Origin of the sequence: Roseinatronobacter alkalisoli, assembly GCF_028745735.1 — a bacterium.
GTDB classification, from domain to species: domain Bacteria; phylum Pseudomonadota; class Alphaproteobacteria; order Rhodobacterales; family Rhodobacteraceae; genus Roseinatronobacter; species Roseinatronobacter alkalisoli.
Map to the genome: position 1 here is coordinate 1 of NZ_JAQZSM010000030.1, position 22,032 is coordinate 22,032.

The window sequence follows — 22,032 nt, forward strand, 5'->3', positions numbered from 1 at the left end:
CCGAGAAGACCGCAGGCCGACCGGGGTTGCCATCCTGCGGAGCGAGCCAGGTCATGTCCTTGTCCAGCCAGATCAACAGAGAACCGCGCTTGCGCAGCGATGCAGTGTAGCTGGACCAGTTCGTCGTACGGTCGGGGGTGGGTGATGGCTTGCTCATGCAGCCTATCTAACTCCATGGATTCACAATGTTAATCCTCGGGGACCAGAGTTATGCAACAACGCCGAAGCCACCGTTCGACCTGTTTCGTGTAGCGGTGGCTTCGGCCATACTGCTAACGTTCAGTCGCTCCGGAAGATCCGGGAATTCCTGCGCATCCGGCTGTCCGCGCGAACGAGGCAAAGGCAGCTCTCGGATCGGTTGTTGAGACCCGAAAGGCTTTCAAAGTGGCCAATAATTGCTTTGGTTTCACTCCAGATACCGGGACTGAATGCCTAGCCGCATTTCGAATGTCCGCAGGCGCGGCAGGTCATGCAGCCCTCTATCATCACCATTTCATAGGCACCGCAAGACGGGCAGGCATGTCCTTTGGGGGTGTCGCCCGCCACCATGCGTGCCGCCTGTGGGTCGGTTTTCAGCCCCAGCCCTTCGCCCTCGATGAAACCGATGCGGATAAGGTGTTCCTCGATCACGCCGCCAATCGCTGCAAGAATCGACGGGATATAGCGCCCTTGCACCCAGGCACCGCCGCGCGGGTCGAACACGGCCTTCAGTTCTTCAACCACAAACGACACATCCCCCCCGCGCCGGAATACGGCAGAGATCATCCGCGTCAGTGCCACGGTCCAGGCAAAATGCTCCATGTTCTTCGAATTGATGAAGATTTCAAAAGGCCGCCTGTGGCCATTGATGACCGTGTCATTGATCGTGACATAGATTGCGTGTTCTGAGCCGGGCCATTTCAGTTTGTAGGTATGACCTTCCAGCGCGGCCGGTCGGTCAAAAGGCGTGGACAGATAGACGACATCAGCGCCCTTGTCGGCCTCCGGCGTGGCCTCGCTCTTCTCAGGCACTGACAGGACTGCGCCTGTCACATCATTCGGGCGATAGGTCGTGCACCCCTTGCAGCCCATCTCCCAGGCGACCATGTAGACATCCTTGAAGGCATCGAAACTGATATCTTCGGGGCAGTTGATTGTTTTGGAAATAGAACTGTCGACCCATTTCTGCGCCGCAGCCTGCATGCGCACATGATCCATCGGGTCAAGGGTCTGGGCATTGACGAAATATTCCGGCAGTTCCGCATCACCGTGCAGTTCCCGCCAGAGTCGCACTGCGTAATCCTCGACTGTTTCTTCTGTGCGGGAACCGTCTTTCTGCAGCACCTTGCGGGTGTACTCATAGGCAAAGACCGGTTCGATCCCGGAACTGACATTACCCGCATAAAGGCTGATCGTGCCTGTGGGCGCAATCGAGGTCAGCAGCGCATTGCGGATGCCGTGCGTGCGGATTTCCGCGCGCACATCGTCATCCATGGCCAACATATTCGCGGAAGCCAGAAAGCCATCCGCGTCGAACAGCGGAAACGCGCCCTTCTCGCGGGCCAGATCGACGCTGGCCAGATAGGCCGCGCGCGCAATCGCGCGCATCCATGCATCAAGCTGTGCAACCGCCGCGTCGGACCCATAGCGCAGCCCCACCATCAGCAGCGCATCGGCCAACCCCGTCACACCCAGCCCGATGCGGCGTTTGGCATGTGCTTCCTGCGCCTGCGCATCCAGGGGAAAGCGGCTGGCATCCACAACATTGTCCATCATCCGGACGGCCATGCGTACCAGATCATCCAGTTGCGCCTCGTCTAGCCGGGCTGTTGTGCTGAACGGGTCGCGCACCAGACGCGCCAGATTGAGCGACCCCAGCAGACAGGCCCCATAGGGCGGCAGGGGCTGTTCACCGCAAGGATTTGTCGCCGCGATCGTTTCGCAATAGCGCAGATTATTGGCCTTGTTGATGCGGTCGATAAAGATGACGCCGGGTTCAGCGTAATCATATGTCGCGCGCATGATCCTGTTCCACAGATCGCGCGCCTGCACAGTATGATAAACCCGTCCGTCAAATTGCAGATTCCATGCGCTGTCATCCGCGACGGCCTGCATGAACGCATCGGTAACCAGAACCGACAGGTTGAACATGCGCAGCCGCGCGGCATCCTGCTTGGCGGTGATGAATTCTTCAATATCGGGGTGATCACAGCGCATTGTGGCCATCATCGCCCCACGGCGCGACCCTGCCGACATGATGGTACGGCACATCGCATCCCACACATCCATGAACGACAGCGGGCCAGAGGCATCCGCGGCAACACCCGTTACGGGCGCGCCCTTTGGGCGGATCGTGCTGAAATCATAGCCGATACCACCACCTTGCTGCATGGTCAGGGCGGCTTCGCGCAGCATATCGAAAATGCCGCCCATGCTGTCGGGGATTGTCCCCATGACAAAGCAATTGAACAACGTGACGCTGCGCGCGGTGCCTGCGCCCGCAGTAATGCGCCCTGCGGGCAGGAATTTGAAATCTTCCAGCGCGTGAAAAAACCGGTCTTCCCATTGGTCGGGATCCTTTTCGACCGCAGCCAGTGCGCGGGCGATCCGGCGCCATGTATCCTCGACGCTTTGGTCAATGGGGGTGCCATTCGCCTGTTTCAGCCGGTATTTCATGTCCCAGATCTGTTCGGCAATCGGGGCGGCAAAGCGGCTCATGTTGTGGCATCCTTTGATGATCTGCGGCAGGAAACAACAAGATACGCCTGCCCGTCGCAAGGGTCAACGACGTTCCCCCTTTTGCGGCAGGCTGCCGGAAGGCGCTGCCTGTGCCTTGCATGGAACGGGGCAGGGTGCTTTTCTGGCAGCATTTTGTGCCCAACTCACAAATATGCGATGTCCACTGGAAAACTGTCACCGACGCCATATCTGTATAGCAAGGCGCCGGATCGGAACTCCGCGTCTGAAACTGTTACTGTCCCTCGTTCCGCACTTGGCCCGGCCCGCTGGTCGGGCCTTTTTCTGCTTGCATATCGCCGGAACGCGCCCCAGTCTTGCACCATGACATCTACAGTCCATGCCGAATTGAAACGAATTCTGCAACGTACGCGGGTCATTGCTGTTGTCGGTATTTCCGCCAATACAGTGCGCCCAAGCTACTTTGTCGCGCGGTATCTGAAGCTGAAAGGTTATCGGATCATTCCGGTCAATCCGGGGTTGGCGGGGCAGCCACTCTTTGGTGAAACCATCCGCCGCGATCTGGCCGACTGCCCGCCAGAGGTTGATATGGTGGACATCTTCCGGCGGTCCGAACATGTCCCCCCGATTGTTGATGACGCGCTCGAACATTTGCCGCAACTGCGCACGATCTGGATGCAGATCGGTGTGCAGAACGCTGAAGCAGCGGCCAAGGCGCGCGCCCGCAATGTTGATGTGGTGGAAAACCTGTGCCCGAAAATGGAATATCAGCGCCTGTTCGGTGAATTGCGCATGGGCGGTATCAACACGGGCGTAATTTCATCGCGGCTGAATTAGCGCCCGAACTCCACCACTATGGCCCCGATGGCAATCAGCATCATCAGCGCCAGTTTGCGCGGGCCAACCCGTTCGCGCAGGATGAACCAGCCGATAAGTGCTGCAAACACGGTGGAGGTTTCGCGCAGGATCGCGGCCTCGCCCACTTTGCCCACCAATGTCGCGATCATGACACCGCCGAAACTGATATAGGCGATCAAGGCCCCCGCCAGCCCGCGCAACAGCAAGGGCGTTGGGCGGGGCGGGTGGGTCATCCGCCTGTAGCGCGCCCATGCCAGAAACGGGAAATCCAGCGCGGTCAGAAAGAAAAACCACGCAAGAAAGCTGAACGGGTCGCCGGACAACCGGATGGCCCATGCATCATATGTGGTATAGACCGCAACCATGACGCCCCCGGCCAGCGCCCAGCCCAGGCCAATTTTCAGCGCCCGCAGGTCAATCTGTTCTTCCGACAGGTTGCGCAGGGCCAGCAGCAGAATGCCCCCTGACAGGCAAGCCACACCGAGCCATTGCATCAGCGTGTAGCTTTCGCCGAATATGGCCATGGCCGCGATGACAGTAATGACCGGTCCGGTGCCGCGCACAACCGGATAGACCACTGTATAAGCCGCCTTTTCATAGGCCAGCGCCATGGCCAGCTTATATATGAAATGAATTGCGACAACGCCCAGCAAGACCGGCCACATGATCCCGCTGGGCCAGTTCACCATGAACAGCGCCACAGGCGCGGACAGAACCGCCAGCCACAGATCGATTGACCCGCGCGTCATCCATGGGTCATGCGCTCCCTTTTGCAGCGCACCGAAAACGGCATGTGCCAGCGCCGACGTCAGCGCCAGGAGTGTGGCCAGTCGCGCGCCTTCCGGCGTGCCAACAAGCGAAAGAAGCCAGTCACCCATGCGCTATTGCCTGATATGTTAACCTGTTCAGGATATAGTGTTGCCGATGGAACGACAAGGGCTTAGCCCTTGCGCGCGGATTTCTCGGCCAGTCCGGAAACACCTTCGCGGCGTGCCAGTTCGGCGTCGATTCCGTCAAGGGTAACACCGCGTGCCGCGCACATGACCAACAGATGATAAAGGACATCCGCAGCCTCTGATGTCAGGCGCTCCGGGTCGCCCTTGACAGCTTCGATCACGGCCTCAATGGCTTCTTCGCCGAATTTCTCGGCGCATTTCTCGGGGCCTTTAGCCAACAATTTCGCCGTCCAGCTGCTGTCCGGGTCAGATCCGGCGCGTTCAGCGATGGTGGTAGCAAGACGTTCCAGCGCGCTCATGTCAGCCTCACCGGCAGGCCAGCGGCGGCCATATGCGCCTTTGCCTGCCCTATTGTGTATTCGCCGAAATGGAAAATGGATGCCGCCAGCACCGCCGATGCGCCGCCTTTTGTCACCCCTTCGACCAGATGATCCAGCGTTCCGACCCCGCCCGATGCAATGACCGGCACCGGCACCGCATCCGCAATCGCGCGGGTCAGTGGCAGGTTGAAACCCGCGCGCGTTCCGTCGCGGTCCATGCTGGTCAACAATATCTCTCCCGCGCCCTTTGCGGCGACAGTGCGCGCAAATTCAACGGCATCAATGCCGGTTGGTTTACGCCCGCCATGGGTGAATATCTCCCATTTCCCGGGTGCGACGGTCTTGGCGTCAATTGCCACAACAATGCACTGGCTGCCGAAACGGTCCGCTGAACGGGCCACAACATCCGGGTCCGCGACCGCAGCGGAGTTGAAGCTGACCTTATCAGCCCCCGCCAGCAAAAGGGCGCGAACATCGGCCACGCTGCGCACCCCCCCCCCCACGGTCAGCGGCATGAAGCATTGCTCTGCCGTGCGGGTGACCAGATCAAACATGGTGCCGCGGTTTTCATGGGTCGCGTGAATATCCAGAAAGCACAACTCATCCGCACCTGCCGCATCATAGGCGCGTGCGGCTTCCACAGGATCGCCGGCGTCAACAAGATCCACGAAATTGACGCCCTTGACCACGCGGCCATCAGCGACATCCAGACAGGGAATGATGCGTGTTTTCAACATGGCGTATTCTTAGCGTGCCGTGCGCCCCGCGAAAAGGGGCATTTGACAAGGATCAAAGACGTGCGCCCGGGATTGTATAACCATGGACCACCAGCAGAAGGAACAGATGCTCATGACAGACCAATCGACATTGCGCGCCCGCAAAGAACAGTTGACCGAACGGCGGCTTGAACTGATGGCACGCATGAGCTTCGTTGATCAGGAATTATCCAGCCCCGGCAGTCCTGACTGGGAAGAAAATGCCGTGGAGCATGAAGAAGATGAAACCCTGAATGCGCTGGGTCAGTCTGCGCAGGCTGAATTGCGCATGATCGCCGCAGCACTTGCCCGTCTGGAACAGGGGGAATACGGGTTCTGCACGATATGTGGTGCGGAAATAAGCGCCGCGCGGCTGGATTTGTTGCCCGCAACCCCGTTTTGCAAGCGCTGCGCGCGATAACCCTGTCTTGCATGGGCGCGCGCCAGCGCATATACGCGCGCCATGTTGGATCATGCCCCGAACCGCCCCGCATTGCCGCCCGAAATTGCGCGGCGCCGTACCTTTGCCATCATCTCGCATCCGGATGCGGGCAAGACAACGCTGACCGAAAAGTTCCTGCTTTTCGGCGGGGCTATCCAGATGGCGGGGCAGGTGCGCGCAAAAGGTGAAGCGCGGCGCACGCGGTCGGATTTTATGCAGATGGAAAAAGATCGTGGTATCTCTGTTTCAGCATCTGCAATGTCGTTTGACTATGACAAGTATCGCTTCAATCTGGTGGACACGCCCGGCCACTCTGATTTCTCGGAAGATACCTATCGCACCCTGACGGCTGTTGATGCCGCCATCATGGTTATTGATGGTGCCAAAGGGGTCGAGTCCCAGACCCGCAAACTGTTTGAGGTGTGCCGCCTGCGCGACCTGCCCATCCTGACATTTTGCAACAAGATGGACCGTGAAAGCCGCGATACTTTCGATATTATTGACGAAATCCAGCAAAACCTTGCCATTGATGTGACCCCGGCAAGCTGGCCCATTGGGCAGGGCGCGGATTTTTTGGGATGTTATGATCTGTTGCGCAACCGGCTGGAACTGATGGACCGTGCGGACCGCAACAAGGTGGCTGAATCCGTTGTGCTTGAAGGGTTGGATGACCCCAAAATGGCTGATCATGTGCCGCCAGAGCTGTTGGCACAGTTGCGCGAAGAAGTGGAAATGGCGCGAGAATTGCTGCCCGCCCTTGACCCGAAATCAGTGATGGAAGGGCATCTGACCCCGATCTGGTTTGGGTCGGCCATCAATTCCTTCGGGGTGAAGGAGTTGATGCGCGGGATCGCAGAGTACGCCCCTGAACCCCAACCCCAGACCGCCGAATCCCGCCAGATTGCCCCGGAAGAAGACAAGGTGACGGGTTTTGTGTTCAAGGTGCAGGCGAATATGGACCCCAAGCACCGCGACCGTGTGGCCTTTGTGCGGCTGGCGTCGGGGCATTTTTCGCGCGGGATGAAACTGACGCATGTGCGGTCGAAGAAACAGATGACCGTGGCCAGCCCGGTGCTGTTTCTGGCGGCTGACCGCGAATTGGCAGAAGAAGCCTGGGCCGGTGACATCATCGGCATTCCCAACCACGGGCAATTGCGCATCGGGGACGCCCTGACAGAGGGGGAGGCGCTGCGCTTTACCGGAATCCCGTCTTTCGCGCCCGAATTGCTACAGGCCTGCCGCGCCGGTGATCCGATGAAAGCCAAGCACCTGGACAAGGCCCTGATGCAGTTTTCTGAAGAAGGCGCTGCCAAGGTTTTCAAGCCGGTCTTCGGTTCGGGTTTCATTGTGGGGGTTGTCGGTCAGCTTCAGTTCGAGGTTCTGGCAAGCCGTATTGAGCTTGAGTATGGCCTGCCCGTGCGGTTTGAACCGACGCAATTCACATCCGCGCGTTGGGTGCAGGGTGAAAAACTGGCGGTGGATGCCTTTACCGCCGCCAACAAGCAGCATATGGCGACCGACAGCGATGGCGACCCGGTTTTCATGACGCGGCTGCAATGGGATATCGACCGCGTGGGCCGGGACTACCCGGATATCCGCCTGACCGCGACTAAGGAAATGATGGTCTGACGTCAGGATACGCGCCTGTTTGCGCGCGGTGTCGATCCGTTCAAAAACTGCGCTTGCTTTTGCTGCGTCAGGGATCTGGCTGGGGCAGCAGACTGTTGATGCACACTGCGCGCCCCACCCTGAATATGAGGGATCTTGCCCCAAGGGGCAAGATCCCGATATGCCTCAGCTACACCCGCTGGTCCCGCCACAGGTATTGCACTTCATGCAAGTCCCGTTGCGCACCAGCGTGTAGTTGCCGCATTCCCCGCAGGGGTCGCCTTCATAGCCTTGCATGCGCGCTTTCGTGCGCAGGTCCATGGGGGCAACTGTCAGGGTTTCTGAGGTGCTGGCTTCCATCGCTACCGCTGTGGCACCGTCAGATGCATAGGCCGTCAGAGATTGGCCGCCCTGCAACACAGTCAGTTCATGTGGCAGGCGCTTGCGCAGATAGCCGGTGGAACTGATCTGGCGCAGCACGTCCAGTGACCGCGACGCAGCGGCGTCAGACAGTTCCGTGACATTGCGCACGCCTTCCTGTTCGCCGCCGCCCAGATCATCGAAGCTGGTGCCTGTAGGTTTGACATGGGCCAGATCGGTGCGGTCCAGATAGCTGACAGCCAGTTCGCGGAAGATATAGTCAAGGATCGATGTCGCGTTCTTGATGCTGTCATTGCCCTGCACCATGCCCGCGGGCTCGAATTTGGTAAAGGTGAAGGCATCGACGAATTCTTCCAGCGGCACACCATATTGCAGACCCACCGACACGGCGATAGCGAAATTGTTCATCATCGCGCGGAAGCCGGCACCTTCCTTGTGCATGTCGATGAAAATTTCGCCCAGCTGGCCATCGGTATATTCGCCGGTGCGCAGATAGACCTTGTGCCCGCCGACAACTGCCTTCTGGGTATAGCCTTTGCGGCGTTCCGGCAGTTTCTGACGGTCGCGGCGGTTGACTTCCTTGATGATGATTTTCTCGATGATCTTCTCGGCCAGAACCTGTGCCTTTTCCTGCGGCGCACCGGATGCCAGAATTTCCTCGGCTTCCTCATCATCATCGATCAGGGCCGCAGCCAGCGGTTGTGACAGTTTGGACCCGTCACGATACAGCGCATTCGCCTTGATGCCCAGCGACCAGCTGAGTTCATAGGCCGCAAGTGTTTCCTCGATAGAGGCGGTGTTGGGCATGTTGATGGTCTTGGAAATGGCCCCGGAAATGAAGGACTGCGCGGCCGCCATCATATAGATATGGCTGTCCACAGACAGGAAGCGCTTGCCTTTCTTGCCGCAAGGATTGGCGCAATCGAAGATCGAAATATGCTCCGCCTTCAGATAGGGCGCGCCTTCCAGCGTCATGGTGCCGCAGACATGGTCGTTGGCGGCATCAATCTGTGCCTTGGTGAAGCCCAGATGGCGCAGCAGGTCAAAGCCGGGATTGTTCAGTTCCGCAGCCGGAATGCCCAGCGTTTCGCGGCAGAAAGCCTCGCCCAGGGTCCATTGATTGAACACGAACCGGATGTCGAAGGCCGAAGGCAGGGCCTTTTCGATCTTGGTGATTTCCGCTTCGCCAAAGCCGTGGCCGATCAGGCTGGTATGGTTGATGCCCGGTGCCTGACCAAGGCTGCCATGCCCCACCGCATAGGCGATGATTTCAGCAATTTCGGATTCGCGGTAGCCAAGCTTGCGCAATGCGGCCGGGACCGACTGGTTGATGATCTTGAAATACCCGCCACCGGCCAGCTTCTTGAACTTGACCAGCGCGAAATCGGGCTCAATGCCAGTTGTGTCGCAATCCATCACCAGCCCGATCGTGCCGGTGGGCGCGATTACGGTCGCCTGCGCATTGCGGTAGCCGTGACGCTCGCCCAGCGTCAGGGCTTCGTCCCATGCGGCGCGTGACAGGTCAATCAGGCGGGTATCAGGGCAGTTTGCAGCGTCAAGCGTGACAGGGGCCACGTTCACCGCTTCATAGCTGCCATCGCCATAGGCCGCACGACGATGGTTGCGGATGACACGCAGCATGTGGTCTGCGTTTTTTGCATAACCGGGGAAGGCCCCCAATTCGCCCGCCATTTCGGCAGATGTGGCATAGCTGACGCCGGTCATCAGCGCGGTCAGTGCGCCGCACAGCGCGCGCCCTTCGTCGGAATCATAGCCATAGCCCATATTCATCAACAGGCCGCCGATATTGGCATAACCCAGACCCAGCGTACGGAATTCATAGGACCGCTGCGCAATTTCCTTCGACGGGAATTGTGCCATCATCACGCTGATTTCCAGTGTAATGGTCCACAGGCGCGTCGCGTGCATATAGCCTTCGGCGTTGAAGGTTTTGCTGTCATAGAATTTCAGCAGGTTCATGGATGCAAGGTTGCAGGCGGTGTCATCTAGGAACATGTATTCCGAACACGGGTTCGACCCACGGATCGCGCCATCGGCCGGGCAGGTGTGCCAGGCGTTGACTGTGTCGTGGAACTGGATGCCGGGATCGGCACAGGCCCAGGCTGCGTGGCCCACCTGGTCCCACAAGTCGCGCGCCTTGATGGTCTTGGCAACCTTGCCATCGGTGCGGCGCAGCAATGCCCAGTCCGCGTCTTCCTTGACGGCCTTCAGGAAGGCATCGGTCACACGGACGGAGTTGTTGGAGTTCTGACCCGACACTGTGACATAGGCTTCCGAATCCCAATCGGTGTCATAGGTCGGGAATTCGATGCTGCCATAGCCCTGACGTGCATATTGCAGCACGCGGCCGACATAGGTTTCGGGAATCATGCAGTTCTTGGCGGATTTGATTGCCGCTTTCAGCGCCGGGTTTTTTGTCGGGTCGACGGCATCCTCTGTGCTGCCATCCCATGCACGGATTGCGCCGAATATTTCATTCAGTCGCGCTTCATGCAATTTTGAACCGGCAACAAGAGAGGCGACCTTTTGTTCTTCGATCACCTTCCAGTTGATGAATTCCTCAATATCGGGATGGTCCATGTCACAAATGACCATCTTTGCCGCGCGGCGCGTGGTCCCGCCCGACTTGATCGCGCCAGCAGCGCGGTCACCGATTTTCAGGAAACCCATCAACCCAGAGGATTTACCGCCGCCCGACAGTTTCTCGCCTTCACCACGCAACGAGCTGAAGTTGGTTCCGGTGCCGGAACCATATTTGAACAGGCGCGCTTCGCGCACCCAAAGATCCATGATTCCCCCTTCGTTCACCAGATCATCGCTGACACTCTGGATGAAGCAGGCATGCGGCTGGGGGTGTTCATAGCTTGATTTCGATTTCACCAGCTTGTGGGTAAACGGGTCGACATAGAAATGCCCCTGGCTGGGGCCATCGATACCATAGGCCCAATGCAACCCTGTGTTGAACCATTGCGGGCTGTTCGGCGCTGCCATTTGTGCGGCCAGCATGAAGCGCATTTCGTCAAAATAAGCCTGCGCATCGGATTCGGTTTTGAAGTAACCGCCCTTCCAGCCCCAATAGGCCCAGGCGCCGGCCAGCCGGTCAAACACTTGCTTGGCCGATGTTTCGCCAACATAGCGTTCATCTTCGGGCAGGTCTGCCAATGCTTTTTCGTCAGCCACTGAACGCCACAGGAATTCCGGCACACCCTTTTCGGCCACGCGTTTCAGACGCGCAGGGACACCGGCTTTGCGGAAATATTTCTGCGCAATGACATCGGACGCGACCTGCGACCAGTCGCGCGGCACTTCTACAGCGTCGTTGCGAAACACCACTGTCCCGTCGGGGTTGCGGATTTCCGATACAGTCGTGGCGAATTCCAGGGCTGCGTATGCGTCTTGTCCTGCATTGGTAAAGTGCCGCTCGATGATCATCTGCCTGACGTCCCTTTTTTGCTTCACGGTTTTTCGGGGGCGATCCCCGTTTGACTTTGCCGCAATCCCTGGGATCAGTGACTTAGGGGCCGCATGAAACACTATCTTCACCGGCAAATGCATCCGGCGGCTTGTGCAACAGCTTGTCCTATTCCCTGTCCCGTTGCCCGTTTTGCAGTTTGCTCTTACTACATGTAGTGGGTCTTGCGGCGACATCCACAATCTGACGTATGAAGGGGGGAGTCGTCAACGAAAATATTTGCCGATGTGATGGAAAAAGCCGCTTGACCTTTTCTTCATTCCGCAGGGCAGCGGGTAAGACTCAAGGTGGGGCGTCACGGCGGGCACGGGGGGTGCAGAAAACGAAAAAGGCGGCCCGAAGGCCGCCTGTTTTCGAAACTGGAGCGGGCGATGAGATTCGAACTCACGACCCTAACCTTGGCAAGGTTATGCTCTACCCCTGAGCTACGCCCGCCCCGTTTTCGGTATGCGCGATTTACAAACTATCCCTTCCCGCCGCAAGGGGGAAAAACCCATTATCTGTGAAATTTTCATCAGACTGACAGAATTCGCACCGATAACCATTTCACAAGCTTCCTGATGCACACTGGAAACAGGGGATTCGCCCTGCATGACCGAAAGGGACATAGATGCCTGAACATACCGGGCGTGATCGCGCGCTTCCATCCGGCCGGATCATGGCTGCTGATCTGCACACGATACGCCAGCTTGAAGGGGTGATTGACGGCGTTGAAACCGCATGCGCGGACCCGCCACGAATTGGCGCGATACTCCGGCGTTGGGCAATGCTATGTGGCGAAAGGGCCGCAGGAATACGCACAGGCGCGGATTAAGGCTGATCGCACTGGGACGACGCGCTGCACCTGGCGGGCTTGGGGGCGCCGCTGGAAATGCCGGGCGAAGCTCTCTTCTGCCGCTTTCTGAATGCGTAACCGCATGCAAGTGCGAAAGCCTGCTCGCGCACCTGCGCATTCACGAGAAAGGCTTATGCTTACCTGTGTTCACACGTCCCGACACGGTTTTCCGCTGCACCAACCTGCGGAGAAAATAGGCTATGGTTCGGCACGCGGATGCGGATGAACGCGGCGCATTCTGGTCAATCGCGGAAATTCCGGCTTTCCTTTATCTGGTCCCAGGCCCAGACAACTTCCTGCAAGCGGTCTTCATCCGTTCGCGCACCGGCATTGCGGTCAGGGTGAAGGTCTTTCACCAGACTTTTATATTGCTTGCGAATCTCCGGTCGGGTCCATGTGTCGCGCGCATCCAGAATTTCCAATGCGCGGCGCTCCGTTGGGGGGAGTTTGCGTGATGCCGCGCCACTGGTCGGGCGGCCGGGATTGCGTGTGGCCTTGTCGCCCAGAACCTGATGCGGGTCTTCTATGCCAAGGCGTTGCCAGGCCAGACGTTCATCCTTGCTGCCCAGTGGTTGCGTCGCGCGGCCCCAGACCCGGTCACGCTCCATGGCGTCCAGCATCTCTGCTTCGGACTGGCCGTCGAAGTAGTTCCACTTCAGGTTGTATTCCCGTGCGTGATCCTTGCAGAACCAAAGATACTCATTCAACTGGTCGGGCGATTTTGGACAGCGGTACTGCCCCGCTTCTTCACAGCCGGGATGTTCGCAGTTCCGCACAGAGGTTTCCCATGCCCCTGACATGCCACGCCGTCCGCGCGTGCGTTTTTTCTTGTCGCTGGACGCGCGAATGTCAAAATCGAAGGGGGATTTGCGATCCATGCCTAAACCTGCTTTTGCCTGTGTCTGATGTCGGTTGTGCTGTAATGCCGTGAAAACGTCGTGCAGCCCTTTCCGACTCGGAGGCAGCAGCTTAGTTATATTTTCGTCAGGTTAGAAGAGGGGTGTGGAACACCATGCAGATTCGTGATCAGATCGAGGCAAATCTGCAAGCTGCGTTCAGTCCGGCGCGGTTGCAGGTCGTTGATGACAGCGAAAGCCACCGTGGCCATGCGGGCTGGCGCGAAGGGGGCAGTACACATTTCAATGTCCTGATACGGTCGGCGGCGTTTCGCGATATGTCCCGCATCGCGCGACATCGTGCCGTACATGCGGCGCTGGGGGCTGAACTGGTCAGCCGCATTCACGCGCTGTCACTGGATATTGATACCTGATCAGTTGTCAGCTTCGCCAGATTCGCTGCTGCGGGGGGCCGTTTCGCGCAACTGCGGCTCGCGCCGGGTTTGATGGACGGGACGCGCGCCCGATTGCAGGTTCAACATCGGCTCCGCAGGGCGTGTTTCGGCGACTTGCGGGTGTTCGGCCAGCATTTCGGCGCTGGGTCTGCGGAAAATCAGCATGTTGTTCTGAACAATGGTCGTTCCGGTCAGGCCCCTGCGTTCTTCGCTGGGCAGACAATCCGCACGCCAGAATTCCCAGCCTTCGCGGGCAACGTCGTTCAGAAGCACGGTAAGCTGATGCGCGTATCGTTCCGCAGGTGTTTTCAGGCCCTTGACCTTTTGTCCTTTAAGGGGCGCGGGCACAGCAAGGTATTCATAAGACTGCATCGGCATTCCTGTCGTTTTGACACCACCAGGCGCTGGTGATGCCTGCTGCATTTACGTCAGACGACTGCAAGGTGCAACAACGTTGCCCGCGATCAGCGCAAAGGGAGTGTCGCAAACAGATAGGCCGTGTTGAGGCCGGGATTCAGTTTGTAGATTGTCGCGTTTGACCGGTGGTCCGCGCCAATACCGAATTCCATGCCGGATGCGGCGGTCATTCCCACATCAAGCGCGGTTCGGAACTGCAATGAACCACCAAGGTCGCGGCCGCCGCCACGTTTGTATATACCCGCCATTCCGGTCAGCCGCGCGAACAGACTGCCTTGCTGTGACCGCAGGGTATAGGCTGCTCCGACGCCAACATAGCCGGACCCATTGCCCGCCAGTGACACGCCTGCCACCGGCTGCAGCCCCCAGAAATATGGTTCGCCGATGTAGCGGACCTGCCCTTCAGCGGAGCCAACAGACAATTGGTTGCCGATGCTTCCGAACAATCGCGGGCTTTCGGCGACAGCGGGTTGAACAAGCAGGGCAAGCGCGACAAGCGCGGATTTGAACAGGTTCATTATGCAAATCTCGACTTTTCCGGGCGCGGTTTTCCACGCTGATTATTATACTGCTCTGTCGCTCTGATCCGGTGAAAATTCCGCACAGGGACAAAGTTGCATACGTCAAAATTGCTTTCTAAACAATTAATTTGCTCGGACGGTCGGTGCTATGTGTTTTTTTGCAACTATTTGAAAGCTGCGGCTGGTTTCCCGCCGCAGCCAATGTCGCGCAGTCGTGTGGACCTTACAGTCCCAGTTTTGCGGTCACAATCTCGTTCACCGCTTGCGGATTAGCCTTGCCGCCAGTGGATTTCATGACCTGCCCCACGAACCAGCCTGCCAGTTTCGGGTTCTGCCGGGCTTTTTCCACCTGCGCAGGGTTGGCTGCGATGATCTCGTCCACCGCTTTTTCAATGGCGCCGGTGTCCGTGACCTGCTTCAATCCGCGGCTTTCCACGATCTGCGCGGGGTCGCCGCCTTCGGTATAGACAATTTCGAACAGATCCTTGGCGATTTTGCCGGAAATATCGCCCGATTTGATCAGTTTGATAATTCCGGCCAGTTGATCGGTGGAAACGGGGCTTTCATTGATGTCATGCCCTTCTTTCTTCAGGCGACCGAACAATTCATTGATGACCCAGTTTGCCGACAGCTTGCCATCACCGGCATTGGCGGCCACTGCTTCGAAATAGGCGGCGTTGGTGACATCGGCGGTCAGGACACTTGCATCATAATCGGTCAGGCCGAAATCACGCATGAAGCGCGCTTTCTTGTCATCGGGCAGTTCCGGCAGGGTGGCTGCAATGTCATCCACCCAGCCCTGTTCGATTTCCAGCGGCAGAAGGTCGGGGCAGGGGAAATAGCGGTAATCATGCGCTTCTTCCTTGGACCGCATGGACCGGGTTTCACCGCGGTCAGGGTCATAAAGGCGCGTTTCCTGCACCACACTGCCGCCATCTTCCAGAATGGCGATCTGGCGGCGGGCTTCATAGTCGATGGCGGCCTGAATGAACCGCATGGAATTCATGTTCTTGATTTCGCAGCGCGTGCCCAGATGGCTGAAATCCTGCGTTGCCTGATATTTTTCATACTGGCCAGGGCGGCAGACGGACACGTTTACATCCGCGCGCAGATTGCCGTTTTGCATATTACCGTCGCAGGTGCCCAGGTAGCGCAGGATCTGGCGCAGTTTGGTGACATAGGCGGCGGCTTCTTCCGGCCCACGAATGTCGGGACGGCTGACGATTTCCATCAGCGCGACACCAGTGCGGTTCAGGTCCACGAAGGACATGTTCGGGTCCATGTCATGGATGGATTTGCCCGCGTCCTGTTCAACATGAATGCGTTCAATCCGCACCAGTCGCGCCACGCCCGGCCCCATTTCGACCAGAACTTCGCCTTCGCCCACCAGCGGGTGATAAAGCTGGCTGATCTGGTATCCTTGCGGCAGGTCAGGGTAAAAATAATTCTTGCGGTCAAAGGCCGAGACAAGATTGATCTGTGCCTTCAGCCCCAGCCCGGTGCGCACGGCCTGTTCAATGCAGAATTCATTCACGACCGGCAGCATGCCGGGCATGGCCGCATCCACAAAGGCCACGTTTGAATTGGGTTCTGCGCCGAATCTGGTCGAAGCCCCTGAAAACAGTTTGGCCTGGCTGGATACCTGCGCATGAATTTCCATACCGATGACCAATTCCCATTCTCCGGTTGCGCCGGATATGGTTTTGACTTGAGGTGCTTCATAGGTCAGATCAAGCATTGCGCATTTTCCTGTGGCTGTCCTGTTTCTGCCTTCTAGCGACAGGGCGGCTGCGCAGCAAGGGGGCGCATTTCGGCAGGGTTTCGCCGATTTGGGGGCATCTCGGGCGCGTGAATTGTGTTTCAGGGCCGAATCGGACAATGCCGCGCTGCAGCACATAGCGGTGCTGTGTAACTTCCGGATATCAGATGATACGCATTTCGTCTTTGCGCCTGTTGGCTGTCGCCACTGCGGCAACGCTTTTGGGGGGGTGCATGGTTCAGGCAACCGATCAGGGTGACGGCCCTGAAATTGTGACCCGTTGGGACCACCGCCCTGAAGCGACACTCTGGACAGCAGCCAAGTTTGACGCCCTTGACCACGAAGGGCGCGCATTGGTCGAAACAGTGCCTGATGATATTGCAAATTTCTGTCCCGGATATGAATCCGCCGATGCCGAAGGGCGCAAGGCCTTCTGGACGGCGCTTTTTTCCGGTCTGGCAGGATATGAAAGTACATGGCGGCCGGAAGCGGCGGGCGCAGGTGGGCGGTATCGCGGATTGCTGCAGATATGGCCCACATCGGCGCGGTTTTACGGGTGCGATCTCAGCCATCCGAACGGGTTGTATGATGGCGCGACCAATCTGCGCTGTGCCGCGCGGATTGCAGCGCAAGCCGTGGAACGCGACCATGTAGTTGCAGGTGGCCCCGGCAACTGGGGCGGGGTGGCCAAGGACTGGCCGCCATTGCGCGATGCACGCAAGCGCAATGATATTGCGGGTTTCACGCGCAGTCTGCCAGTCTGCCAGATCCGTCAGGCACAGTCTGGTACATTGATCGCGGATAAAAACCCCTGACGGTCGTGACCTTCAGCATTTGCTAACCTTTTTGCGTCAAAGTTCAGATGCAAACGGGTGGCGATGCACGATGGATCAGGCAGAAGCGGAACATACCAACCGGGCAGACCGGCAGACCCCTCTGGAACGGATGACAGCGCGCGCGCGTAAGGCCGCCAACGCCAGATCCGCGGCATTCGAAGGCGCGATCAGGGTCGCGTTCGGGCGCATGGCGCGGTCACGGCGGGGGTTGGACGCGGTAGCGAAAACCGTGATGATGTACCCTGCCAGTCTGGCGGAGGTTGTGGAACTCACCGAACCGGGCATGTTCCTTTCGCTGCTCGAAGGGCCGGAAGACAGGATCGGACTGGTCCTGATGTGCCCCAACATGATGGCCGGACTTGTCGAAGCCGTGACAACAGGACGTGTGGGCGAAGGGGCACCTGCGCCCCGTAAACCCACGCGCACCGATGCCGCATTGCTGGCCCCGCTTATTGACCGATTCTTTCAGCAGATCGTGGCGCGGTTGGAAGCAGCGCCGCAATGCGATCAGTTCGCGGGTTATGTTTACGGGTCATTTCTGGATGACCCGCGCCCGCTTGGGGTTCTGCTGGAAGACGTGACCTATCAGATCCTGAAACTGCGTGTGAAATTCGTTGAAACATCGCGCCAAGGCGAATTGTATCTGATCCTGCCCGATATCGCGTTTGTGCCAGACGGAACAGGGCCGGATGACACCGCTGACGCGGCATGGGCCACCCGGCTGGAGGCCGCTGTTTCCACAAGTGAAGTCCAGCTTGACGCTGTTCTGTGCCGGATACAGATGAAGCTTTCCGCAGTGTCGACGCTGTCCTGCGGTGATGTTCTGTGCCTTCCTGAAAGCGCGCTGGAGGCGCTGTCACTGGAAACACTGGACGGCAGGGCGATTGCGCAGGCCCGGCTGGGGCAGGCGCGTGGCCAGCGCGCGCTGCGCCTGACAACACGCCCCGGCGATATGCCCGATGACGCTGATATTCCCTTCACACTGCCGACTTCGGCCGCGCGGGTCTTGCAAGTGGGTGTCGTTCCCGAAGACAGCACCCCCCGGTCTGAAGAAACCGCCGATGAGATGCTGGCCGGATTTACCCCGCCGGGCGATTTTTCGCAGACAGGGGCATTTACACAGCCGGATGCCATGTCACCGCTGGACGAAGGGCTGCTATTGGACGAAGGCGGGCCGCCGGATACAAGAGAGGAGCCGGAGTAATGCAGGCACAATTGCCCCCTTCCGGGTTTCCTGCGGCGCGCTTCAGGGTAATGCCGCGTGGCGGTTCACATCCTTATATAGCAGGTAGCGGAATGGTTCCGGTCCGCCCGCATAGCAGGCTTGCGGGCAAAACGCGCGCAACCACATGAAATCCCCGGCTTCTACTTCGACCCATTGCTGATTCAGATGATAGACACCCTTGCCACGCAAGACATACAGCCCGTGTTCCATTACATGGGTTTCGTCGAACGGAATGCTGGCACCCGGCTGCAAGGTCACGATCGTTACATGCATGTCGTGGCGCATGTCGGTCGGGTCCATGAAACGGGTTGTGGCCCAGGCACCGTTGGTGCCGGGCATGGCGGCGGCGGGGATATCGTTTTCGTTGGTGAAAAACGGGTTCGGGTGGTCCAGCCCGTCCACTGCCTGATAGCGTTTGCGAATCCAGTGGAATACGGTTTTGTCAGCGCCGGAATTGTGTACTTGCCAATCCGTGCCAGCGGGCAGAAACGCGAATCCACCCGATGTCAGGTTATGGGTTTCGCCACCAATCCGCACCGTCAGCGCCCCTTCGACAACAAAAAGCGCGCCTTCGGCCTGCGGGTCGGTTTCGGGGCGGTCACTGCCGCCATCCGGGGCAAGTTCGACAATATATTGCGAGAATGTTTCGGCAAATCCACTCAGCGGGCGGGCCAGAACCCAGAACCGCGCCCCAGTCCAGAAGGGCAGATAGCTTGTCACAATATCCGAAAGCGTGCCTTTGGGGATGATGGCGAAGGCTTCGGTGAACATTGCGCGGTCGGTCGTCAGTTGCGATTGCGGCGGCAGCCCCCCTTGCGGGACATAATAGGCAGGCGGCGGCGTGCGCGTGGCATCTGCGGTCATTCTGTGGTGCTCCGTCGTGATGGCTTGCTCTGGCGTAGCATGGCCGCAGCCGACCATGCCAGCGCCGATTTTGCAGACAGAGTTTCCTGAATTCCCGAAGAATTGGCCAACCCGCATGATACGGTCAGGGGGCGGGGGTAAGCCGTATCAGCGGCGCGTTTTCGCCATCAGCCAGAACATAGACCGACCCGTTCTGTGGATGGACGGCAACATCGCGAATGCGGTGACCTTCGCCGTCCAGAAGGCGTGCGACTGGTTCCAGGGTTCCGTTCTCTTCAGTGAACAGCCCCAGATATTCGTGAAACAGGTTCCCGATAAGTAAATGGCCCTGCCAGTCAGGAAAGGCATCCCCGGTATAAAAGGTCATGCCCGATGGTGGGAAATGATCCTCGCGCCCTGCTGGCCAGACATGGACGGGCGCAACGAAACCATCACCTTCCTGATGCGGTTCTGCAAAGCGCTGCCCGCCGCGATAGGTCACGCCATTGGCGGCCAATGGCCAGCCGTAATTCCCGCCGCGGGTGACAATGTTCACCTCGTCCCCGCCTGCTTCGCCATGTTCGGCAAGCCATATCTCGCCGGTTTGCGGGTGTATCGTCATCGCCTGAATATTGCGGTGGCCATAGGACCAGATTGCGCCTGCGGCCCCGTCATCATCAACGAAAGGGTTGTCTGCGGGAATGCCACCGTCCAGCGTCAGGCGGATCACGCTGCCGTTCTCGCTCGACAGGTCTTGCGAAATATGGTCCGGCCCGAAGTCCTTGGACCCGCGATCGCCAAAACCAACGAATACGTGCCCGTCAGAAAACACGATACGTGACCCGAAATGCGCCCCGGAATCGATCGCGGGGGTGACGCTGTGCAACACCTCCAGGTTGGTCAATGTGCCTGCATCGCGGTCCAGTCGTGCCCGACCCAGATGGGTTGTGGAATTCTGTCCGCCCACGCGCCCGGCCCAGGTCAGATATACCAGACCCGTTTGCGCAAAATCAGGTGAAAGGGCAATGTCCAGCAAGCCGCCCTGGCCGCGTGTGTCAACATCCGGTGTGCCGCTGATGGTCTGAACCTGCGCGCCATCCTGATCCAGTATCACAATCCCGCCGCCACGCTTTGTGACAATCACCTCATTGCTGCCTGGCAGAAAGGCCATTGCCCAGGGCCTGTTCAGGTCAGTGGCGATGGTTTCAGCTTCATATGCGGTCTGCGCGATTGCGGGCACGGACAAGGTTGCGGTAACGGCACATGTTGCCACGATCCGGCGTGTTGATATCAGCATGTCTATCCTCATGTCTTTGGCAATATACCAAAGACATGACATTCCGGCGCGCATCGGCAAATCACAACCGCTTGTGGTCGCGATCCGGGGCTTATTCCCGCCCGATTGCGCGCAAGACGCGGTCCAGTGCCTCGCCCTGTTGCGATGTAACCGGGGCGTTGCGTACAGCGTTGAAATAGGCTTCCGGGTCATAGGTCGGAATACCCAGGCGCAAATGATCCACTGTCAGCAACCCCATCGCCGCCATCAAGCCGTAGCTGGCCACCTGCACACCAGCCTGCGATTGCAGAAGGGCTGTGCGCGCATCCATCAGGTCGTTCTCCGCGTTCAGCACATCCAATGTGGTGCGTGCGCCAAGCCGGGCTTCTTCGCGGGTGCCGTCAAATGCACTTTGGGCTGCACGTACCTGTTGCTGGCTGGCGGCGATGCGGGCGCGGGCAACGTCAAGACTGGCCCATTGCACAGCGACATTCTGAATGACCTGTGCAACGCTGCGGTGCAGGCCGGAACGCGCCGCGTCACGCCGCGCCAGCGCCTGACGGTGCTGCGCACTGATTGCGCCGCCCTGATATAGCGGGCGCGCATAACGAACACCTGCTGAAGCAGAGCGTGTGCTGCCGCTGTTCAGCAAATCCGTGGTGACACCGATGCTTGCATCGGCGGTTACACTGCCATGGCGTGCTGCTGCCGCGCGTTCTGCGTTCAGTTCGGCGGCGGTCACTTCAAACTGTGCCTGCTTGATTACGGGGTGGCTGTTGCGCGCGATGTCCTGTGCCGTCTGCAGGTTTGCAGGCAGACCGGGCAGAGCAGGGGGCTGGCGCAACTGGCCGGGGTGGCGCCCGGTGACGAATTTGTATTCTTCGCGTGCGATGGCAAGATCCCCTTCGGCAGCGGCAAGCTGGCTGCGTGCTGCAGCCAGGCGGGCTTCTGCAAGGGAGACATCGGTGCGCGTGATTTCGCCCAGTTCAAAGCGTTCGCGCGCGGCGTTCAGTTCCTGCTGCGTCAGGCGCAACGTGGTCTGGCGCAATGTTACGGTTTCAATACCGCTGCGCACATCCATGAAGGCGCGCGCCGCATCCAGCAAGACCTGCTGTTCGACATTCAGCAGCGCCTGCCGCGTTCCCATGACCAGTGCTTCTGCGCTTTGGCGTGCCAGTGCGCCGCGCCCGAAATCGATCAGCGTGATTTCTGCCGAAAGATTGACCGAGGCTGTCAGCGATTCGCGTTGCAGGCCAGCGCTTTGTTTCTGACCGCGCGCCTGTGCCACGAAATTCAGCACCGGGCGCAGTGAAGCAACCGCCTGAGCCACATCTTCATCCGCAGCGCGTAAAACGGCGCGGTTCTGTTCCAGAAGATCGGAGTTCTGATAGGCATTTATGAACGTATCTGCCAGCGACTGTGCGGCACCGGGTGCCCCCGAGAGGGCGGTGCTGCAAGCAATGGCAAATGCGGCGAAGGTGGTTCTGAACATTCCTGCCCTTTCAAGCGTTGCATAACTATGCTGGCCGGGCGTGGTTTT

Annotated in this window: 19 protein-coding genes, 1 tRNA gene and 1 pseudogene; 7 read left to right on the forward strand and 14 right to left on the reverse strand. The window is 58.8% G+C overall.

Translation table 11 applies throughout. The features are described 5' to 3' along the window. A pseudogene (locus tag PUT78_RS19680) lies at window positions 1-157 on the reverse strand (IS5/IS1182 family transposase); the annotation flags it as partial. A gap of 275 nt (window positions 158-432) precedes the next feature. After that, on the reverse strand, window positions 433-2,697 hold the full coding sequence (locus PUT78_RS19685; RefSeq protein WP_274353972.1) for an adenosylcobalamin-dependent ribonucleoside-diphosphate reductase: 2,265 nt from the start codon (window positions 2,695-2,697) through the stop codon (window positions 433-435). Window positions 2,698-3,039: 342 nt separating this feature from the next. Here PUT78_RS19685 and PUT78_RS19690 point away from each other — a divergent pair, with 342 nt between their 5' ends. Continuing rightward, the gene (locus PUT78_RS19690; RefSeq protein WP_274353973.1) at window positions 3,040-3,513 is read left to right on the forward strand and encodes a CoA-binding protein; all 474 of its coding nucleotides are present in this window, start codon (window positions 3,040-3,042) and stop codon (window positions 3,511-3,513) included. Here the strand turns inward: PUT78_RS19690 and PUT78_RS19695 are convergent. The 3 genes from PUT78_RS19695 to hisF all read right to left on the reverse strand — a co-directional run bounded on the left by PUT78_RS19695 (window position 3,510) and on the right by hisF (window position 5,547). Then, on the reverse strand, window positions 3,510-4,412 hold the full coding sequence (locus PUT78_RS19695) for an EamA family transporter (protein WP_274353974.1): 903 nt from the start codon (window positions 4,410-4,412) through the stop codon (window positions 3,510-3,512). The genes PUT78_RS19690 and PUT78_RS19695 overlap by 4 nt on opposite strands. Window positions 4,413-4,474: 62 nt before the next feature. Continuing rightward, the gene (locus PUT78_RS19700) at window positions 4,475-4,789 is read right to left on the reverse strand and encodes a phosphoribosyl-ATP diphosphatase (protein ID WP_274353975.1); all 315 of its coding nucleotides are present in this window, start codon (window positions 4,787-4,789) and stop codon (window positions 4,475-4,477) included. Further along, entirely contained in the window at window positions 4,786-5,547 is a 762-nt protein-coding gene (hisF, locus tag PUT78_RS19705; RefSeq protein ID WP_274353976.1) for an imidazole glycerol phosphate synthase subunit HisF, read from the reverse strand. The genes PUT78_RS19700 and hisF overlap by 4 nt, the downstream gene beginning before the upstream one ends. 112 nt (window positions 5,548-5,659) lie before the next feature. Here hisF and PUT78_RS19710 point away from each other — a divergent pair, with 112 nt between their 5' ends. Both PUT78_RS19710 and PUT78_RS19715 read left to right on the forward strand, forming a co-directional pair. Beyond that, window positions 5,660-5,986 (forward strand): TraR/DksA family transcriptional regulator, encoded by a 327-nt coding sequence (locus PUT78_RS19710; RefSeq protein WP_274353977.1) that lies wholly within the window; start codon window positions 5,660-5,662, stop codon window positions 5,984-5,986. 42 nt (window positions 5,987-6,028) lie between these two features. Beyond that, window positions 6,029-7,636: a peptide chain release factor 3 gene (locus PUT78_RS19715; protein ID WP_274353978.1), complete on the forward strand. Its 1,608-nt coding sequence runs from the start codon at window positions 6,029-6,031 to the stop codon at window positions 7,634-7,636. A 165-nt stretch (window positions 7,637-7,801) separates the two neighbouring features. Here PUT78_RS19715 and PUT78_RS19720 read toward each other — a convergent pair whose 3' ends face one another. Beyond that, window positions 7,802-11,449, reverse strand: a complete 3,648-nt coding sequence (locus PUT78_RS19720; RefSeq protein ID WP_274353979.1) for a vitamin B12-dependent ribonucleotide reductase — start codon at window positions 11,447-11,449, stop codon at window positions 7,802-7,804. A 400-nt stretch (window positions 11,450-11,849) separates the two neighbouring features. After that, window positions 11,850-11,924, reverse strand: a tRNA-Gly gene (locus tag PUT78_RS19725). Window positions 11,925-12,099: 175 nt separating this feature from the next. Between PUT78_RS19725 and PUT78_RS19730 the strand changes: the two genes are divergently transcribed. After that, a complete protein-coding gene (locus PUT78_RS19730) occupies window positions 12,100-12,303 on the forward strand; it encodes a hypothetical protein (RefSeq protein WP_274353980.1) in 204 nt (67 codons plus the stop codon). Window positions 12,304-12,566: 263 nt separating this feature from the next. Here the strand turns inward: PUT78_RS19730 and PUT78_RS19735 are convergent, their stop codons facing one another. Next, a complete protein-coding gene (locus PUT78_RS19735; protein WP_274353981.1) occupies window positions 12,567-13,202 on the reverse strand; it encodes a J domain-containing protein in 636 nt (211 codons plus the stop codon). A gap of 134 nt (window positions 13,203-13,336) precedes the next feature. Here PUT78_RS19735 and PUT78_RS19740 point away from each other — a divergent pair, with 134 nt between their 5' ends. Further along, a complete protein-coding gene (locus PUT78_RS19740) occupies window positions 13,337-13,594 on the forward strand; it encodes a BolA family protein (protein ID WP_274353982.1) in 258 nt (85 codons plus the stop codon). Here the strand turns inward: PUT78_RS19740 and PUT78_RS19745 are convergent, their stop codons facing one another. The 3 genes from PUT78_RS19745 to gatB form a co-directional block, all read right to left on the reverse strand. Then, a complete protein-coding gene (locus PUT78_RS19745; RefSeq protein ID WP_274353983.1) occupies window positions 13,595-13,987 on the reverse strand; it encodes a DUF4177 domain-containing protein in 393 nt (130 codons plus the stop codon). 92 nt (window positions 13,988-14,079) lie between these two features. Beyond that, window positions 14,080-14,550 carry an acyloxyacyl hydrolase gene (locus PUT78_RS19750; RefSeq protein WP_274353984.1) on the reverse strand — a complete coding sequence of 157 codons (471 nt, stop codon included), beginning with the start codon at window positions 14,548-14,550 and terminating at the stop codon, window positions 14,080-14,082. A gap of 226 nt (window positions 14,551-14,776) precedes the next feature. After that, window positions 14,777-16,291 (reverse strand): Asp-tRNA(Asn)/Glu-tRNA(Gln) amidotransferase subunit GatB, encoded by a 1,515-nt coding sequence (gene gatB / locus PUT78_RS19755; RefSeq protein WP_274353985.1) that lies wholly within the window; start codon window positions 16,289-16,291, stop codon window positions 14,777-14,779. Between the two features lie 254 nt (window positions 16,292-16,545). On the opposite strand from gatB, the gene PUT78_RS19760 reads away from it, so the two are divergent. Both PUT78_RS19760 and PUT78_RS19765 read left to right on the forward strand, forming a co-directional pair. Next, window positions 16,546-17,127: a lytic transglycosylase gene (locus PUT78_RS19760; RefSeq protein WP_274353986.1), complete on the forward strand. Its 582-nt coding sequence runs from the start codon at window positions 16,546-16,548 to the stop codon at window positions 17,125-17,127. Window positions 17,128-17,197: 70 nt separating this feature from the next. Then, window positions 17,198-18,352 carry a FliM/FliN family flagellar motor C-terminal domain-containing protein gene (locus PUT78_RS19765; protein ID WP_274353987.1) on the forward strand — a complete coding sequence of 385 codons (1,155 nt, stop codon included), beginning with the start codon at window positions 17,198-17,200 and terminating at the stop codon, window positions 18,350-18,352. A 42-nt stretch (window positions 18,353-18,394) separates the two neighbouring features. Here the strand turns inward: PUT78_RS19765 and PUT78_RS19770 are convergent, their stop codons facing one another. The 3 genes from PUT78_RS19770 to PUT78_RS19780 form a co-directional block, all read right to left on the reverse strand. After that, entirely contained in the window at window positions 18,395-19,237 is an 843-nt protein-coding gene (locus PUT78_RS19770; RefSeq protein WP_274353988.1) for a bifunctional allantoicase/(S)-ureidoglycine aminohydrolase, read from the reverse strand. Between the two features lie 124 nt (window positions 19,238-19,361). Continuing rightward, on the reverse strand, window positions 19,362-20,513 hold the full coding sequence (locus PUT78_RS19775) for a PQQ-dependent sugar dehydrogenase (RefSeq protein ID WP_274353989.1): 1,152 nt from the start codon (window positions 20,511-20,513) through the stop codon (window positions 19,362-19,364). Between the two features lie 91 nt (window positions 20,514-20,604). Further along, window positions 20,605-21,984, reverse strand: a complete 1,380-nt coding sequence (locus tag PUT78_RS19780) for a TolC family outer membrane protein (RefSeq protein ID WP_274353990.1) — start codon at window positions 21,982-21,984, stop codon at window positions 20,605-20,607. Between the last annotated feature and the right edge of the window lie 48 nt (window positions 21,985-22,032).